Source organism: Ruegeria sp. AB6, assembly GCF_056542685.1.
Genome location: NZ_JBQGAD010000002.1, coordinates 575,123 through 590,885 on the forward strand (window position 1 = coordinate 575,123; position 15,763 = coordinate 590,885).

Sequence of the window (15,763 nt, forward strand, 5' to 3'; positions counted from 1 at the left end):
AAATCATGCTAGATGACGTCGATCGCAGATTGCTGCGCCATTTTCAGGCCGATCCCAGCCTCTCGACCGCCGAATTGGCGGAACGCGCGCGCATCAGCACCAGCCTGTGCTGGCGCAGGATCGAAAAAATGCAGGAGGCCGGTATTATTGAAGGGCAGGAGGTCGTCATAGACTGGTCGGCTTTGGGCTATGCTGTCGAGGTCTCGTTGCGCGTGACTTTGGACAAGACCCAGCCCCGTGCGTTTGACGAATTCACCGCAGCCGCGCGACAGGTGGCCGAAGTGATCGAGATCCAAACCTTTTTGGGTCGTGTCGATGTACGCCTGTCCGTGTTGGCGCGGGATATGTCGCACTATCAGCAGCTCTACCGCGATCAGATCCTGACCTTGCCCCATATCGCGGATATTGAGGCGTTGATGCATATCGCGCGGGTCAAAAGCGACGTGGTGCTGCCGGTATGAACGAGTTGGACGAAATCGACCGCAAAATTCTGCGTGCTCTTGTGCAGGACGCATCCCAAAGCGCCGGGGCGCTGGGACGCAAACTGGGCCTGTCCCAACCCGCCACATGGAGGCGCATCCGTCGTCTGGAAGACGCAGGGGTTATCAAAGGCCGGCGCCTGCGCCTGAACGCCGAGGCGCTTGGGTTTGGAGTTACGGTGTTTCTGGGCGTCAAACTGGCCCGCAAGGGTCAGATCAGCCTGGAGGATTTCGAACGTGCCGTCAGCGCCATCCCCGAGGTTCAGACGGTCGAGCATGTTCTGGGACTATATGACTACCGTCTGCGCGTCGTGGCGCGCGATCTGGCCGATTTCGAACGGGTGCTGCGCCGTCGGATCATGACCCTCCCCGGTGCAGGCGATGTCGAGGCCAATGTTTTGCTCAGTGAAGAACGCTTGCCGGGGCCGATCGGCTAGTCAGTATTTGGTTCTGATGCAATAGCCGGGATGGTGCGTCATCCGGGCAAATGTCATGGGTTGACCATCTTTCCATGTCGTCCGCTCAAGCTGAATCATCGAGGTCCCCGCCGTCGTGCCCATGAATTCTGCCAGCCGTCCATCAGCAGAAATCGCGCAGAACGCCACCTCTGCCTCGGTAAAGGGGGCGGCGTTCAGCAGCCATTCATGCGGGCCGTGATCGTTCAGATTGGCGTGCTCGACCTCGGGGACGGCGTCGATATTGATCCAGCGTTCTTCAAGCTGAAAAGGCCGGTTGTCAGCGTAGTGCATACAGATGACGTGCAGAACCTTTACATCAGGCGATACGCTAAGCTGCGATGCCAACCAACCCGGGCTGGGGACCACATTCCGTTCGACAAGAGCGTATCGATAGGTTGAGTTCTGGCTTTCAACCGACTGACGCGCCAGCGAAAACTCCAGCTTAGCATGTTTGCTCGGCTCTTTTTTTACGCGCGTGCCGCTTTTGCGTTTGCGTTCGACAAAACCCTGATCTGCCAATTCACGCAGCGCCCGGTTCACCGTCGCCCGCGCGCAATTGAACTCCTCGGCCAATTGCGTTTCCGTTGGTAGCAGCGACCCCTGTGGCCAGATACGGGTTTCGATACGCCGCTTTACTTCGTCACGTACAACCTGAAAACTGATCCGCTTTTGCGCCGTCACGATTAGAAATACCTTTCTGCTTCAAAGTGTGCGTATCTGGTCAGAAACACGTCAGGGTGTAAAGGGCGGCTGACACTGTTTGGCGTCATTTAGTGCCCGATTGAAAGAGAAAAAAGTAATTTTTTTGTTGAAGTTACCATCTTCCGTGGGGTCAATAGCCGGGACTGACCCTCAGGTGGTCGCGTGAAAATCGAAAGGACAAAATATGCCAGCGCTCTTGGATACTGTTGATCCCAATGGGCTTGAGGAGTTTTCGGTGGTGTTCACTGACCGATCTCTGAACCACATGTCCGCACAGTTTCAGCAGGTCATGCGCGACATCTCCGATATGTTGCGGGACGTCTACAAAGCGGATGGCGTGGCGGTCATCCCCGGCGGCGGCACCTACGGCATGGAGGCCGTGGCGCGGCAATTTGCCAGCAACGCAAACGTGGTGGTCGTGCGCAACGGTTGGTTCTCGTATCGCTGGAGCCAGATCATCGAGACTGGCGGCTTGACGGCTTCGGCCACTGTGCTCAAGGCGCGGCAGACCGGGAACTCAAGCCCGTCTCCTTTCGCACCTGCACCAATTGACGAGGTCGTGGCGACCATTCGTGACCAGCGTCCGGATGTGGTTTTTGCCCCACATGTGGAAACATCGGCGGGGGTCATTTTGCCGGACGACTACATAACGGCGATGGCGGAGGCCGCTTATGAAGTCGGCGCGCTGATGGTGCTGGATTGTATTGCGTCGGGCTGTGCTTGGGTCGACATGAAGGCGACAGGCGTGGACGTCCTGATCTCGGCCCCGCAGAAAGGGTGGAGCGCAACGCCTTGCGCGGGTCTGGTGATGCTATCCGAACGGGCCGAGGCGCGGCTTGAGGAAACCACGTCGGACAGTTTCGCCGTGGATCTGAAAAAGTGGCGGCAGATCATGCAGGCCTATGAGGGCGGCGGTCACGCCTATCACGCGACGATGCCGACGGATTCGCTGAAGGATTTCCGGGACACGATGGCGGAAACCCGAGACTATGGATTTGAAAAACTGCGCGACGCGCAGTGGGCGTTGGGCAATGGCGTCCGCGCGATGCTGAAGGACAAGGGCGTTGTCTCGGTCGCGGCTGATGGGTTCGGCGCGCCGGGCGTTGTTGTCAGCTACACGGGCGACCCCGAAGTGCAGAACGGCAAGAAATTTGCAGCTTTGGGCATGCAGATCGCCGCAGGTGTGCCGCTGCAATGCGATGAGCCCGAAGGGTTCAGCACTTTCCGCCTGGGCCTGTTCGGGTTGGACAAGCTTTATGATGTGGATGGCACGATTGCGCGTCTGAAGCGCGTGCTGGATCAGGTGATCTAGGCGCGGGTCAGCGCACGCCCAGACCCATTTGCATCAGCGTTCTACGTACCGGCGGTAAGGAATAGAGCGCATTCAGCCCCATCGCCCGTGCGTCGCGAAGCGGCCGTGCCTCGATCATCGAGGCGCGGTTCAGCAGGTCGATTCCCTTCACGCGCATCTCGATCTCGGTGTGGCGGGACTTGTGATAGGTGTCCAACATCTGCGCGTCGCCCAGCCCCTCGGGGCGGGCTTGCGCAAGGTCTAGAAGGCTGCGCAGATCGCCCAAGGACATGTTCAGCCCCTGTGCGCCGATGGGCGGAACCACATGGGCGGCCTCGGCCATCAGGGCGATACGCTCGCCTGACAGGCGCTCGGCCGATTGGCTGATGATCGGCCAGATCGTCCGGCGCGAGGCCAGTTTCAGCGGCCCGAACAACCCGCAGGACCGTTCGGTCATCAGCGCCTCGAACGCGTCGGGTTCAGTGTTCAGCAATTCAACTGCACGCGGCCCACGCTCCATCCACACAATCGCCGACGAAGGCTGACCCTGCCAGTCGGGCAGGGGAACCAGTGTGAACGGCCCGCCTGAACGGTGGATTTCGGTCGAGACGTTTTCGTGCGGGATCGGATGCGTGACGGCAAAGGCCAGAGCCTTTTGGCCGTAGCGCGTGGTGTGGGTCTGGATGCCCGCCGCCTCGCGCATGGGCGAATTGCGCCCGTCCGCGGCCACGACCAGCTTGCAGCGGACGCGGCTGCTGTCGCTCAGGCTCACGCGCGCTTCATTGGTGCGAGTGAACAGGCTGACCGTGCCGGTGCCGGGGCGGAAATCCACGTTGGGCAGTTCGGCCAAACGCGCCACCATCTCGCGCCGCAACAGCCAGTTGGGCAGGTTCCACCCGAAGGGCTGGTCCGAGATATCGGCGGCGTTGAAATCACGCACGACGCGGGGTTCGGGCACATCTCCGCCCGCGTCCACGATGCGCATGATCTGCAGCGGGGCGGCATGGGCATCCAGTCGCGCCCACAGCCCGCATTGATCCAAAAGCCCGTGCGCCGGTTGCAGGAAGGCCGTGGTCCGCATGTCGGACCCGTCCACGTCGCGTTCCGTCACCGGAGGGGTGGGGTCAACGCAGATCACGTCGAACCCGGCTGTTCCGAAAGCCGCCGCAGCGGTCAACCCGGCGATTCCACCGCCGGAAATCAGGATGTCACAGCTATCTGTCATGGGCTTGGCCTCCGTTTGGGCAGAACCTAGTGCGGTTCCGTGCGGGGTGCCAAGTGACATCCTGTCCCGTGCCTTACCCGCGTGAAATCAGGATGAGGATCAGGAACATCACCGGCACCATCATCACGGCGGGGATGTACAGGCCCGGCAGGCCGAACAACAAGATTGAACACCCCCACATGCTGAAGATCGCCAGGGCCGTATAACCCCAATCCTCACCGTCGCTCTGGGCCACGTCCTTGGCCATCCAGCCAAACAGGGGGATTGCAAACAACAGGCGCTGCCAGATGGGCAGGCGCCGAGGGACCTCGATCGCGCTCATGGGTTTCTCCGATTCTGTTCGTCGCTGAGGCGCATATAGGGGCGATGCTGCACCCGCGAAATACACAGATGGTCGCAGTGTGACAGCCTATCGCAGGTGGGCCAGAAACGCGGTCAGGTCGTCGGTGTGATGATGGATGTGATCGGCCTCATGCGGCTCGGGCGCGACGTGGACGGTGCGCATTCCCATCGCATGCGGAGCGGCCAGATTGCGCGGGTCATCTTCGAACATGGCGGCTTGTTTGGCGTCGATCCCGTCCTTGGCAAAGATTGCCTCGAACGCAGCTTTCTGGGGCTTTGGTCGATAGCCCGCATGTTCGATCCCATAGATCGCATCAAACAGCCCGCTCAGACCGCGTGCCGCCAGAACCCGCTCGGCATAGGGCGCGCTACCATTGGTATAGACGATACGGCGGCCGGGCAGAGAACGGATGTGGTCGGCCAGTTCCGCGTCGGGGTCCATATGGCTCATGTCGACCTGGTGAACCGCGTGCAGATAGGGATCGGGGTCCAGATCATGCTCGGCCATCAGACCGGCCAGCGTGGTGCCGTATTCGCGCCAGTAATGGCCGCGCAGCCGATCCGCCTCGGCCCGGTCGACGCCGATGGCCTGCACCACGTAGTCGGTCATCAGCACCTCGATCTGATCGAACAGGCGCATATGGGGCGGGTAGAGGGTGTTATCCAGATCGAACACCCATTGGGTGACGTGAGAAAAGGCGGGTTTGACCATGGGCTTGGTTTAGGCTGCGCGCCAGCGGTTTTCAATGCCACACTTGATCCGAAGGGGCGGTGACGGATAGACAGGTTCGAACGAGGAGACGAACCACCCCATGCCCCAGTCCAAACAGTCCAACAGGGACGCCTACAGCCTGATACTCGAAGCGATAGACGTGGGTGTGTATAAACCCGGCGACCGTTTGGTCGAAAGCGAGCTGGCAGAGCGTTTCGGCGTATCTCGCACGCCCATCCGCGAGGCGTTGCAACGACTTGAGACGCAATCGCTGCTTGAGCGGGACGGGCGGTCTCTGATTGTGGCCTCGCTGGACCACAACCAGATGGCCGAGCTGTACGTGGTACGGCGCGAGTTGGAGGGGCTGGCAGCCAGTCTGGCGGCAAAACACGCCACCGAGGAAGAGATCAAGGTGCTGCAGGATATGGTTGCCGCTGACGATGCGCTGGTCGATGACCCGACCGCTCTGTCGCGTGCCAATCGACGTTTTCACGAACAGATCCATCTGGCCTCGCACAATCGCTATCTGGTGCAGCAACTGGACCTTGTGCACCGCACCATGGCGCTGATGGCGACCACCTCGCTGGCTGTGCAGGGACGGGGAGAGATCGCTCAGAACGAACACAAGAGCATCGTCGACGCCATCGCTACGCGCGATGAAGAGGCCGCGGCTCGCGCGTTGAAGGAGCATATCTCGGTCGCCTTCATGACACGGCTGAAACAGGATGCTGTTCGGCGCGAATCCTGATCAGGGCGCGGTTTCTTCATAGGCCTGACCATGCTGGGTCTTGTCCCAGAAGAATGGATTGATCACCAGTTCCCACAGCGCCTTATATGCCGCCAGAACGCCCAAAGGGAAATATAGTGGCATGGTCGGGACCCAGGGCATTAGAAACCGCCTCTCACGCGCGGCGACGGCGAGCATTCCGGTAATCAGGTTGATGATCTCGGCTGCGATGAACAGGTAAATCAGACCTATCTGGATGTCGCCGGGCATGACCTGATCCAGCGGGCTGGTCAGGCCCAGGGTTGTAAGCCAGAACAGCCACAAGGCAGGGGCCAGCAAGAACTGCCCGACCGTGCCGAGGAAAAACGCTTGCACGCCCAGAAATCGCAGCGGGCCCAGTTCGGCCAGCAGGCGCAGGGGCGAGCGCATATGGACAAGATATGTGACCATGAACCCCTTGAGCCAGCGCGAACGTTGCTTCACCCATGGCCAGGCGTGGAAATTGGCCTCTTCGAAGGTTGTGGTGTCGACCATCTCGGTCCGGTACCCGGCGCGGCTGAGGCGGACACCAAGGTCGGCATCCTCGGTGACATTGTGTGCGTCCCAGCCGCCCAGTTCCAACAGCTTGTCACGGCGGAAGAAAAAGGTCGTGCCGCCCAATGGCACCACAAGGCCCATGCGCGCGATGCCTTGTAGAATGATCCGGAACCAACTGTTGTATTCGATGGTAAAGCAGCGCGAGCGCCAGTTGGTGCGCGGGTTGTAGTAGTCCAAGACACCTTGCAGACAGACCACATCGTCGTCAGCCTGCGCAAACTGGCGCACGACCCGCTCGATCTGGTCGGGTTGTGGCGCGTCCTCAGCGTCCCAGACGCCTAGAATGTCGCCCCGGCAAAAGTCCAGCGCATAGTTCATCGCTCGGGGTTTAGTGGTCAGGCCGTTCAGGGCGGGCACCTCGATCGTTCTGATCCAGCTTGGCAGATCGACTCGAGACAGCGTTTCGCGTGTGACGTCGTCAGACTGCTCAAGCACCAGAATGATGTCCAGCAAGGCTTTGGGATAGGTCAGGCGGTGCAGACGGCGGATCAGAGCATCCGCGATTTCGCGTTCCTTGTAGAGGGGCACCATGATCGACACGCAGGGCAGGCGATCCAGCTTGCCCTTCGGTAAGCGCGGTGACTGCGGGACGGGCTTGAAATAGGCCAACAACCCGGCCAGCCGAAGGCATAGAAACAAAACCAGTGACCCGACAGCCGCGCCGACAAGGACTGATAGCCCCAGTGTCGGGTAGACCAGAAAGCCAGTCATCAGGGTCAACAGCATCACCGTTGGGCCGATGCGGGCCCGCAAGCTCCAGGACCGGCAGCTTTGATCCTCGGACACGCGGGTTTCCGCCTTTTCAGCCAGGTCCTGCGCGTAAATGCGGGCGATTTCCCGGTCAATCGCGCCGGAGGAACACAGCACCGGCACCATGGCGCAATCCTGATCCTGAATCGCATCGCGGATCGCGTCGAAACGGTCAGGGCGTGCGGTGGCAATCAGCAGGATTGGACCACTCTGTTTCCAGGGGATGACATTGTGTTGCAACCAGAATTCGACGGGTTTGATCTGGCAGAGCCCATCCTGCGCCGGTGTCTCGGACAGGTTCGCCACCTGCAATCCGGTTTGATCCGCTAAGGCGCGCAAAACGTCGTCGCGGCTGACCCAGCCCTCGGCCACCAGAATCTCACCCAGCGGTGCCTGTTGTCGCGCTTGAAGGTGCAGTGCTTTTTCTAACTGATCCGGCGTGATCAGGTCCCGGTCGCGCAGACACGTGCCCAGAGGCCGCCTGACCCGCGTCGGAATGGGCGCGGCGCGTGCGAAATGTTGTAAGTTCAGTTCAACCACGAAAAAACCCTGACACGTTTGGCCGGTGTCAGGGTTCATCCATTAAGGTTAACAAGCGGTTAATCTTGATTCGCTTGTGTTATGCCTGTGTTTTTTGCGCGGCCATCGCCTGAGCGAAACGTTCAAACAAGTAGAAACTGTCCTGCGGGCCGGGTGACGCTTCGGGGTGGTATTGCACCGAATAGACAGGCCGGTCGGACATGCGAATACCGCAGTTCGATCCGTCAAACAGCGAGCGGTGGGTTTCGACCACGCCTTCGGGCAAGGACTGCGCATCCACTGCAAACCCGTGGTTCATCGAGGTGATCTCGACCTTGCCGGTCTCCAGATCCTTGACGGGGTGGTTTGCGCCGTGATGGCCGTGGTTCATCTTGACCGTCTGACCGCCCAGGGCCAGCGCCAGCATCTGGTGGCCCAGACAAATGCCAAAAACGGGCAGGTCGGTGGTGTCCAGAACTTCTTTGATCATCGGAACGGCATATTCGCCAGTTGCCGCTGGGTCGCCGGGGCCGTTGGACAGAAACACGCCGTCAGGGTTATGGGCCAGCACTTCGGCAGCTGTTGCAGTGGCAGGGAGGACGGTTACGTCACAGCCCGACGAAGCCAGGCACCGCAGAATGTTGCGCTTTGCGCCGTAGTCGATGGCGACAACCTTGTGCACCGGTGCTTCCTGGCGTGTGTACCCGTCCGGCCAAGCCCAACGCATTTCATCCCAGCGATAGCTTTGCGCGCAAGTGACGTCCTTGGCCAGATCCATTCCCTCCAACCCGGCAAAGCCGCGCGCGGCAGCGACCAACGCTTCGATGTCGAAATTCCCTTCGGGGTCATGGGCCAGCGCTACATGGGGTGCGCCTTGTTGGCGGATGGCGCGGGTTAGGCGGCGGGTGTCGACGCCACCGATGGCAATACGGCCACGGCGCGCAAGCCATGTCTTCAGTTCTTCGGCCGAGCGCCAGTTGGAGGGCTCGGTCGGGTCCCACTTGACCACCATGCCCGCCGCGACGGGGTCGCCGGTTTCGTCATCCTCGGGGTTTACGCCGACATTGCCAATATGCGGGAAGGTGAAGGTTACGATCTGACCGGCATAAGAGGGGTCGGTCATGATCTCTTGATAGCCGGTCATGGCGGTGTTGAAACACAGCTCGGCAACAGTTTGGCCGGTGGCGCCAAAGCCGATCCCGTAGAACAGGGTTCCGTCGGCCAATGCCAGACATGCGGTGGGCTTGGACGGGGTGTTCTGGGCCATGGCGCGACTCTCCTGCAAGGTAAACCGGCGCATACCTAAGGGGGTTACGCGTTTGGGTCAAGCCTGTTCAATTTTTGGGCTATTCAAATAAATCAATAGCTTAGATGTTGTTGCCCCCTGTTGTGTCACGCTTTTTGTTTCGATATGGTCGGGGTTCCTTTTCCATGGGGATGGACAGATCATATGGATATGCGATCACGGGTGAACTCTGCCCTGAAGCAAGCAATGAAAGACAAGGAGGCCGAGCGTCTGTCGACGCTGCGGTTGATCAACGCTGCGATCAAGGATCGCGACATCGCCTCGCGCGCTTCGGACAATGAAGAGGCCAAGGGATGCGGCGATTCTGAGGTGCTTGAAATCCTTGGCAAAATGACCAAGCAGCGCAAGGAAAGCGCTCGCGCCTATGAAGAGGGCGGACGGCTGGACCTGGCCGAGCGTGAACTGCGCGAAGTCGGGGTAATCGAGGAATTCCTGCCCAAGCAGTTGGACGAGGACGAGGTCTCGCAAGCGATCCAGACCGCGATTACTGCTACAGGAGCGGGCTCGATCCGCGATATGGGTAAGGTCATGGGCGAGTTGAAGACGCGCTATACCGGTCAGATGGATTTCGGCAAGGTCGGTCCAATGGTCAAGGATCAGCTTTGTGCCGCTACAAGTGGCGGCTGATCGCCTTAGCTTTGATTGAACAATCTCTACTGCGCGACCGGGTCGCGCAGTTTTTGATTCAGGTCGTCATATAGGGCGATCCGTTCTTCCTCGGTCAGAAACGCGCCAATCTCAACCTCGCGCCCGTCACCGATGAGCGTGACATAATTGGGCACGGGGCCGCCGTATTTGTGCATTTCGGGGCGGGCCCAATAGCGGTTACAGCTCCACTCCTGCTTGCCGTGCCTTGGGTTGTGGTGCACCAACCGGGCTTGCACCTTGGTAAGTGTCAGAACCTCGAACACACTGCGGGCGCGGTAGTTGGCCTGTATTGCCAGCCATAGTCCAAGGACCGAGATCAACAGGAACGGTAGCAGCCCCCACAAAAGGGGGGACCCGAGCACCGCCATAAGCGGGATCAGGCCAAACAGAAACACCGCTAGTACCACTCGCACAGCCCAGCGGGGCGGCAGCGAGTTATGGGGCCACAACCTCAGTTCCTGTTCCGTGTCCGATCTTTGGGTCCAGCTATAGGGCATAAGGAAATTCTAGCGTTTTTCTGGCCGGTGTCGATTGGATCGAAGGCAAATTTGTGTGCCTAAGAGGCAAAGAAAAACCCCGCCAGTTGGGCGGGGTTTTTTGTGTTCAGGTCGGGATTAGTGGGCGTGGCCCTTGTCCCAGTCTTCCTGCTTTGGCAGCTGCTCGAACGTGTGCTCGGGCGGCGGCGAGGGCAGGGTCCATTCCAGCGTATCCGCGTATTCGTTCCACGGGTTCGGACGGGTCTCTTTCGCGCCGCGCATCAGGGCGTAGATCACGATGCCGAAGAACAGCAGGAACGAGGCGAAGGACACAAACGCGCCAATCGACGAGACAAAGTTCCACTGAGCGAATGCCTCGGGGTAGTCGATGTAGCGGCGCGGCATGCCCTGACGGCCCAGGAAGTGCTGCGGGAAGAAAGTCAGGTTTGCGCCGATGAAGAACATCCAGAAGTGGATCTTGCCCCAGAATTCGGAATACTGACGGCCCGTCATCTTCGAGAAGTAGAAGTAAACGCCAGCGAAGATCGCAAAGACTGCACCCAAGCTCATCACATAGTGGAAGTGCGCAACCACATAGTAGGTGTCGTGATAGGCGCGGTCGACGCCCGCCTGCGACAGAACCACACCGGTCACACCACCAACGGTGAACAGGAACAGGAAGCCGAAGGCGAACAGCATCGGAGTCTTGAACTCGATGGAACCGCCCCACATGGTCGCAATCCACGAAAAGACCTTAACGCCCGTGGGCACCGCGATGACCATCGTTGCCAGCATGAAGTAGGCTTGCTGGCGCAGCGACATGCCAACGGTGTACATGTGGTGTGCCCACACGACAAAGCCCAGCACGCCGATTGCGATGATCGCCCAAACCATCGGCAGGTAGCCGAAGATCGGTTTGCGCGAGAAGGTGGCGATGACATGGCTGATGATGCCGAAACCGGGCAGGATCACGATATACACTTCCGGGTGGCCAAAGAACCACAGGATGTGCTGATACAGGATCGGATCGCCGCCACCGGCCGGGTCAAAGAAGGTGAAGCCAAAGTTGCGGTCCATCAGAAGCATGGTGATCGCGCCCGCCAGAACCGGCAGCGACAGCAGAATCAGCCACGAGGTGACGAAGATCGACCAGCTGAACAACGGCACCTTGAACAGGGTCATGCCCGGGGCACGCATGTTCAGGAAGGTGGTGATCATGTTGATCGCGCCGAGGATCGAGGAGGCGCCCGATACGTGCACGGCAAAGATCGCAAGGTCCATGGACATGCCGCCCTCGGTCGTGGACAGCGGCGGATACAGAACCCAGCCAACACCTGAACCAAGCTGGTCATTGCCACCGGGGCTGAGCAGCGAAGCCACACCCAGCGACGTACCAGCGACGTACAGCCAGAAGGACAGGTTGTTCATCCGCGGGAACGCCATATCAGGCGCGCCGATCTGCAACGGCATGAAATAGTTGCCAAATCCGCCGAACAGGGCCGGGATGACCACGAAGAACATCATCAGAACACCATGATAGGTGATCATAACGTTCCAAAGGTGTCCGTTGGGGGTACACGGGTCGGCCATGAACCCTTCGAGGCACATGTACTGCACACCGGGGTGCATCAGTTCGAGCCGCATGTAGACGGTCATCGCCACCGAGATGAACCCGGCCAGCGCCGAGAAGATCAGGTAGAGAATCCCGATGTCCTTGTGGTTGGTCGACATGAACCAGCGCTGAAAAAAGCTGCGCTCGTCTTCATGATCGTGACCATGAATGGCTGCGTCTGCCATTAGGTGCCTCCTGTTGCAATTCGACCGCGCAGCCGGACCTCTCCGACGCGCGGGATTCCTGCTGGTTTTAGAATGCGAAAGAGGCACCTTCAATGGCCGAGTTTGATCTGGATCAAGAATAATTGTCGCGGGTCCCCGAGGCGCCTGCGATTTTTCGACCATGAACAGCCGCTATTTGGGCATCGGTGGCGAATATTCAAGTGTCGCGCAATCGGGAGCAAATCGCGGCTTGACCCGCGCCGGGGCGCGCCTCAGAACTAAACGCAACCCCGCATTCGGAGACCAGACATGACCGCCTATGACACCGACAACATCTTCGCCAAGATCCTGCGCGGCGAAATCCCCTCGACCCGCGTCTACGAGGACGATGACACTTTGGCGTTCATGGATATCATGCCCCGCTCGGACGGGCATCTTCTGGTGATCCCGAAAACTCCGTGCCGCAACTTGCTGGACGCCACGCCCGAGCAACTGGCCGCGGTGATCGCGACGGTTCAGAAGATGTCGCATGCCGTGATGGCGGCGTTTGATGCAGACGGAGTAACCGTTCAGCAGTTCAACGAGGCCGCTGGCGGGCAGGAGGTATTCCATTTGCATTTCCACGTCCTGCCGCGCCATGAAGGCGTTTCGGTGCGGGCACCGGGGACGATGGGTGATTTCGAACTGATCGCCCAACATGCCGAAAAGATCAAAGCGTCTTTGGCCTGATCGGGCCAGAGCGAGAAAAAGAATTGCCGTTCCGATTTGGGGTCGGAACGGCAGACTCGTTACCAAGAACTTGTCCGTATCCGAGGGCGGACCCTCGATGATCGGATGAACACACCACTCACTCTAGAACGGTGAAACCATCTTACCCGGTTGCGGCTGCGGTGTATCGAATTGAGCGGCTTTACCGTTAATTTTCCTTAACTGGCCTGGAATTGGCCCTCGAAAAACGCTTTGCCCGGAAACAGAACGGGTTGAGGTGCTTGGATTGTTGAGGCCTGCGGCGAATTCTGTCGATTCGATACTGACGCCTCAAACCCGTTCGGTCGCGAAGATTTCCGTAAAGGTCTTTTGCAGCGCAGTGTCCACATCGGCCATTGTCACAGGCAGGCCAAGATCGACCAGGGATGTAACGCCATGGTCTAAGATACCGCAGGGCACGATGCCTGAAAAATGCTCCAGATCAGGTTCAACATTGATTGAGATACCGTGAAAGCTGACCCACTTGCGCAGGCGTAACCCGATCGCGGCAACCTTGTCTTCGGCTGGATGACCTGTGGCTGTCAGGGGTTTGTCGTCGCGCTGCACCCAGACACCGACGCGCCCGTCGCGGATTTCACCGCGCACGTTGAACTCTGCCAGTGCCGCAATCACCCAGTTTTCCAGTTGCTTAACAAAGCGACGAACATCCTTGCCGCGTTTGTTCAGGTCCAGCATCACATAGGCCACGCGCTGACCGGGGCCGTGATAGGTGTATTCGCCGCCGCGTTTGGTCTGGTGGACAGGAAATCGATCCGGGTCGACCAGATCCTCGATACGGGCAGAAGTGCCTGCGGTGTAAAGCGGCGGATGCTCCAGCAGCCACACGCATTCCTCGGCCTCGCCCGCAGCAATAGCGGCGACGCGATCTTCCATAAAGATGACGGCGTCCTGATAGTCAGTCAGCCCGTCAGTGATTTTCCATTCCATGGGGCCTCTTACAATGGTGTTTGGCTGGGGAAAAGGGGCTAGGCGGCTTCGGTCAGGCAGCGCTGCAGGACCTGTGCATAGGTTTCGGCCCCTTGTGCGCCGGTCAGCAGGTACTTGCCACCAAACACCATGGACGGCACGCCCGAGATTCCGCGACTGGTCCAGAATTGCTGCTTCTCACGCACAGGCGCGATGTGATCCCCGGAGGCCAGCGCTGCACGTGCGACTTGAACGTCCAAACCAGCGGCCTCGACCGCGTTCTGCAAAACGTTCACGTCCGAGACATCCTGTTGCTCGGTGAAATAAGCGTGGAACAAGGCCATTTTCAGCGGATGCTGGCGCCCCTGCGTTTCAGCCCAATCCAGCAACTGATGCGCGGCGAATGTGTTCACGATACGGCTGTCATCCTCGAAATTGAACTGAAACCCAAGTTCCGCCCCGATCTGTACCAGACGATCCCGCGATTGCTGGCTTTGCTCGGGGGTCGAGCCGTATTTCTCGATGATATGCTCGCGCAGGTTCTGTCCTTCGGGCGGCATGTTGGGGTTCAACTCGAACGGATGCCAGCGCAGGCGGGCCAGAACGTTCTGAGACTGCAGCGCCTGATCCAGTTGCCGAAAGCCCACGATGCACCATGGACACACAACGTCCGACACGATGTCGATCTGGACGACGGGGCGGGTATCGGTTTCGGTCATTTGGGGCTCCTGCATGGGCGATGGGCTGGATTTGACGCTTTAGATATGAAGCCCCGAACGGAATTCAAACCACCCTTGTTTTTGCCTCTTCACATCCCCGCGCACAGCGTCTATACGCGCCTCTACCAAGTCACAGGCAGTGCGGTCGTGGCGGAATTGGTAGACGCGCAGCGTTGAGGTCGCTGTGGGGTAACACCCGTGGAAGTTCGAGTCTTCTCGACCGCACCAAATCTTCATATTTTTGATACTAGATACGCACTGAGTGTGTGTCGTTTTGCCTCGTTTGGCTTTGGATTTCCGATACGCGCAATTCACGTCTCGCCCGTCCGGGTTCGGACGTGTATGACGGTGAGTAAGAGCAGTCGGAAGTTGCAAATGTCTCAGACCATTACCGTATTCACAACGATGAAGAACGAAGGCCCCTATATGCTGGAATGGGTCGCGTTCCATAAGTCGTTGGGCGTGGATCACTTTGTGATCTTCACCAATGATTGCGAAGATGGCACCGACGAGATTGCGCAGCGTTTGCAAGCCCTGGGCCTTGCCACCCACGTCAGCAACGAAGTGAAAGAAGGCGGCAATCCTCAACACCAGATGCTGCGACGCGCGCGCCGTCAACCCAAGGTGAAAGAGGCCGATTGGCTGATGTGTCTCGATGTGGACGAATTCTGGAACATACGCTGCGGCGACAACAGCTTTCCCTCGCTGATTGCCGAGGTGGAAGAACGGGCGGGGCAGCCGGTGGATGCGATCTCGTTTGCGTGGAAGCTGTTTGGCAGCTCGGGCAATCTCAGCTTTGAAGACAAACCCGTGACCGAGGCGTTTTCGATGGGGGATCAGGAATACCCCTATCACTCGGGCCGGGCTTACGGGTTGAAGACAATGTTCAGGAATAACGGTAAGTTTCGCCGGTTCGGACCGCATCGCCCCAAAGGGTTCGAACCCGACGAGGCCGCCGATATCGCCTGGTCGGATGCCAGTGGTAATCTGTTTCCGGCTGAAAAGGTGGGCTGGCGCGCGTGGCGTCGGTTCGATCATTCATTCGGGCGGCTACACCACTACTCAGTGCGGTCGCTGGACGGATTCCTGATCAAACGCGACCGGGGTCGGACCAACCATATCCGCATGGATCAGGGTCAGTCCTACTGGCAGGACATGAATGTCAACAAAGAGCAGGACCAATCCATTCTGCCTGCCGCACGGCGGGCCACGCCTCTGCTGGACGAATTGAAAGCAGATACGGAACTTGGTGCGCTTCACGCGACGGCTTGCGACTGGCACCGCGCCAAGATCGCCGAGATCAAGATGCGGCCGGATTGGGTGGAATTCCGGTCTTGGCTGGCAGACAACCTGACGTGACGC

17 protein-coding genes and 1 tRNA gene are annotated in these 15,763 nt (G+C 59.2%); 8 read left to right on the forward strand and 10 right to left on the reverse strand.

Annotated elements, in window-relative coordinates:
* Window positions 1–5: 5 nt before the first annotated feature.
* Together ACR0DB_RS06965 and ACR0DB_RS06970 are read left to right on the forward strand one after the other, a co-directional pair.
* Window positions 6–461 carry an Lrp/AsnC family transcriptional regulator gene (locus tag ACR0DB_RS06965; RefSeq protein ID WP_480549710.1) on the forward strand — a complete coding sequence of 152 codons (456 nt, stop codon included), beginning with the start codon at window positions 6–8 and terminating at the stop codon, window positions 459–461.
* Window positions 458–916, forward strand: a complete 459-nt coding sequence (locus ACR0DB_RS06970) for an Lrp/AsnC family transcriptional regulator (protein WP_480549712.1) — start codon at window positions 458–460, stop codon at window positions 914–916. The genes ACR0DB_RS06965 and ACR0DB_RS06970 overlap by 4 nt, the downstream gene beginning before the upstream one ends.
* Here the strand turns inward: ACR0DB_RS06970 and ACR0DB_RS06975 are convergent, their stop codons facing one another.
* Complete coding sequence (locus tag ACR0DB_RS06975; RefSeq protein WP_170769416.1) at window positions 917–1,618, reverse strand: GntR family transcriptional regulator; 702 nt, start codon at window positions 1,616–1,618, stop codon at window positions 917–919. It lies immediately after the preceding gene.
* 205 nt (window positions 1,619–1,823) lie between these two features.
* Between ACR0DB_RS06975 and ACR0DB_RS06980 the strand changes: the two genes are divergently transcribed.
* Complete coding sequence (locus ACR0DB_RS06980; RefSeq protein WP_480549714.1) at window positions 1,824–2,951, forward strand: aminotransferase class V-fold PLP-dependent enzyme; 1,128 nt, start codon at window positions 1,824–1,826, stop codon at window positions 2,949–2,951.
* 7 nt (window positions 2,952–2,958) lie between these two features.
* Here ACR0DB_RS06980 and ACR0DB_RS06985 read toward each other — a convergent pair whose 3' ends face one another.
* The 3 genes from ACR0DB_RS06985 to ACR0DB_RS06995 form a co-directional block, all read right to left on the reverse strand.
* Window positions 2,959–4,155, reverse strand: a complete 1,197-nt coding sequence (locus ACR0DB_RS06985; RefSeq protein ID WP_480549716.1) for a UbiH/UbiF family hydroxylase — start codon at window positions 4,153–4,155, stop codon at window positions 2,959–2,961.
* A 73-nt stretch (window positions 4,156–4,228) separates the two neighbouring features.
* Window positions 4,229–4,477, reverse strand: coding sequence for a hypothetical protein (locus ACR0DB_RS06990; protein WP_170769419.1), 249 nt, complete (start codon window positions 4,475–4,477; stop codon window positions 4,229–4,231).
* 87 nt (window positions 4,478–4,564) lie between these two features.
* Entirely contained in the window at window positions 4,565–5,209 is a 645-nt protein-coding gene (locus tag ACR0DB_RS06995; protein WP_480549718.1) for a pyrimidine 5'-nucleotidase, read from the reverse strand.
* A gap of 100 nt (window positions 5,210–5,309) precedes the next feature.
* Here ACR0DB_RS06995 and ACR0DB_RS07000 point away from each other — a divergent pair, with 100 nt between their 5' ends.
* Window positions 5,310–5,957 carry a GntR family transcriptional regulator gene (locus ACR0DB_RS07000; RefSeq protein WP_170769421.1) on the forward strand — a complete coding sequence of 216 codons (648 nt, stop codon included), beginning with the start codon at window positions 5,310–5,312 and terminating at the stop codon, window positions 5,955–5,957.
* On the opposite strand, the gene ACR0DB_RS07005 is transcribed toward ACR0DB_RS07000, so the two are convergent.
* Together ACR0DB_RS07005 and carA are read right to left on the reverse strand one after the other, a co-directional pair.
* The gene (locus ACR0DB_RS07005) at window positions 5,958–7,823 is read right to left on the reverse strand and encodes a glycosyltransferase (protein WP_480549720.1); all 1,866 of its coding nucleotides are present in this window, start codon (window positions 7,821–7,823) and stop codon (window positions 5,958–5,960) included.
* A 79-nt stretch (window positions 7,824–7,902) separates the two neighbouring features.
* Complete coding sequence (gene carA, locus ACR0DB_RS07010; RefSeq protein ID WP_480549722.1) at window positions 7,903–9,069, reverse strand: glutamine-hydrolyzing carbamoyl-phosphate synthase small subunit; 1,167 nt, start codon at window positions 9,067–9,069, stop codon at window positions 7,903–7,905.
* Between the two features lie 183 nt (window positions 9,070–9,252).
* Here carA and ACR0DB_RS07015 point away from each other — a divergent pair, with 183 nt between their 5' ends.
* A complete protein-coding gene (locus ACR0DB_RS07015; RefSeq protein WP_480549724.1) occupies window positions 9,253–9,735 on the forward strand; it encodes a GatB/YqeY domain-containing protein in 483 nt (160 codons plus the stop codon).
* Window positions 9,736–9,761: 26 nt separating this feature from the next.
* On the opposite strand, the gene ACR0DB_RS07020 is transcribed toward ACR0DB_RS07015, so the two are convergent.
* Together ACR0DB_RS07020 and ctaD are read right to left on the reverse strand one after the other, a co-directional pair.
* Window positions 9,762–10,253 (reverse strand): DUF2244 domain-containing protein, encoded by a 492-nt coding sequence (locus ACR0DB_RS07020; protein ID WP_480549726.1) that lies wholly within the window; start codon window positions 10,251–10,253, stop codon window positions 9,762–9,764.
* A gap of 117 nt (window positions 10,254–10,370) precedes the next feature.
* Window positions 10,371–12,029 (reverse strand): cytochrome c oxidase subunit I, encoded by a 1,659-nt coding sequence (gene ctaD, locus ACR0DB_RS07025; protein WP_170788481.1) that lies wholly within the window; start codon window positions 12,027–12,029, stop codon window positions 10,371–10,373.
* Between the two features lie 288 nt (window positions 12,030–12,317).
* Here ctaD and ACR0DB_RS07030 point away from each other — a divergent pair, with 288 nt between their 5' ends.
* On the forward strand, window positions 12,318–12,737 hold the full coding sequence (locus ACR0DB_RS07030; RefSeq protein ID WP_480549728.1) for an HIT family protein: 420 nt from the start codon (window positions 12,318–12,320) through the stop codon (window positions 12,735–12,737).
* 309 nt (window positions 12,738–13,046) lie between these two features.
* On the opposite strand, the gene lipB is transcribed toward ACR0DB_RS07030, so the two are convergent.
* Both lipB and ACR0DB_RS07040 read right to left on the reverse strand, forming a co-directional pair.
* The gene (gene lipB, locus ACR0DB_RS07035; protein WP_480549730.1) at window positions 13,047–13,703 is read right to left on the reverse strand and encodes a lipoyl(octanoyl) transferase LipB; all 657 of its coding nucleotides are present in this window, start codon (window positions 13,701–13,703) and stop codon (window positions 13,047–13,049) included.
* Between the two features lie 38 nt (window positions 13,704–13,741).
* Complete coding sequence (locus ACR0DB_RS07040) at window positions 13,742–14,401, reverse strand: DsbA family oxidoreductase (RefSeq protein WP_480549732.1); 660 nt, start codon at window positions 14,399–14,401, stop codon at window positions 13,742–13,744.
* A gap of 141 nt (window positions 14,402–14,542) precedes the next feature.
* Between ACR0DB_RS07040 and ACR0DB_RS07045 the strand changes: the two genes are divergently transcribed.
* Window positions 14,543–14,629, forward strand: a tRNA-Leu gene (locus ACR0DB_RS07045).
* A 147-nt stretch (window positions 14,630–14,776) separates the two neighbouring features.
* Window positions 14,777–15,760 carry a glycosyltransferase family 2 protein gene (locus ACR0DB_RS07050; RefSeq protein WP_480549734.1) on the forward strand — a complete coding sequence of 328 codons (984 nt, stop codon included), beginning with the start codon at window positions 14,777–14,779 and terminating at the stop codon, window positions 15,758–15,760.
* Window positions 15,761–15,763: the final 3 nt, after the last annotated feature.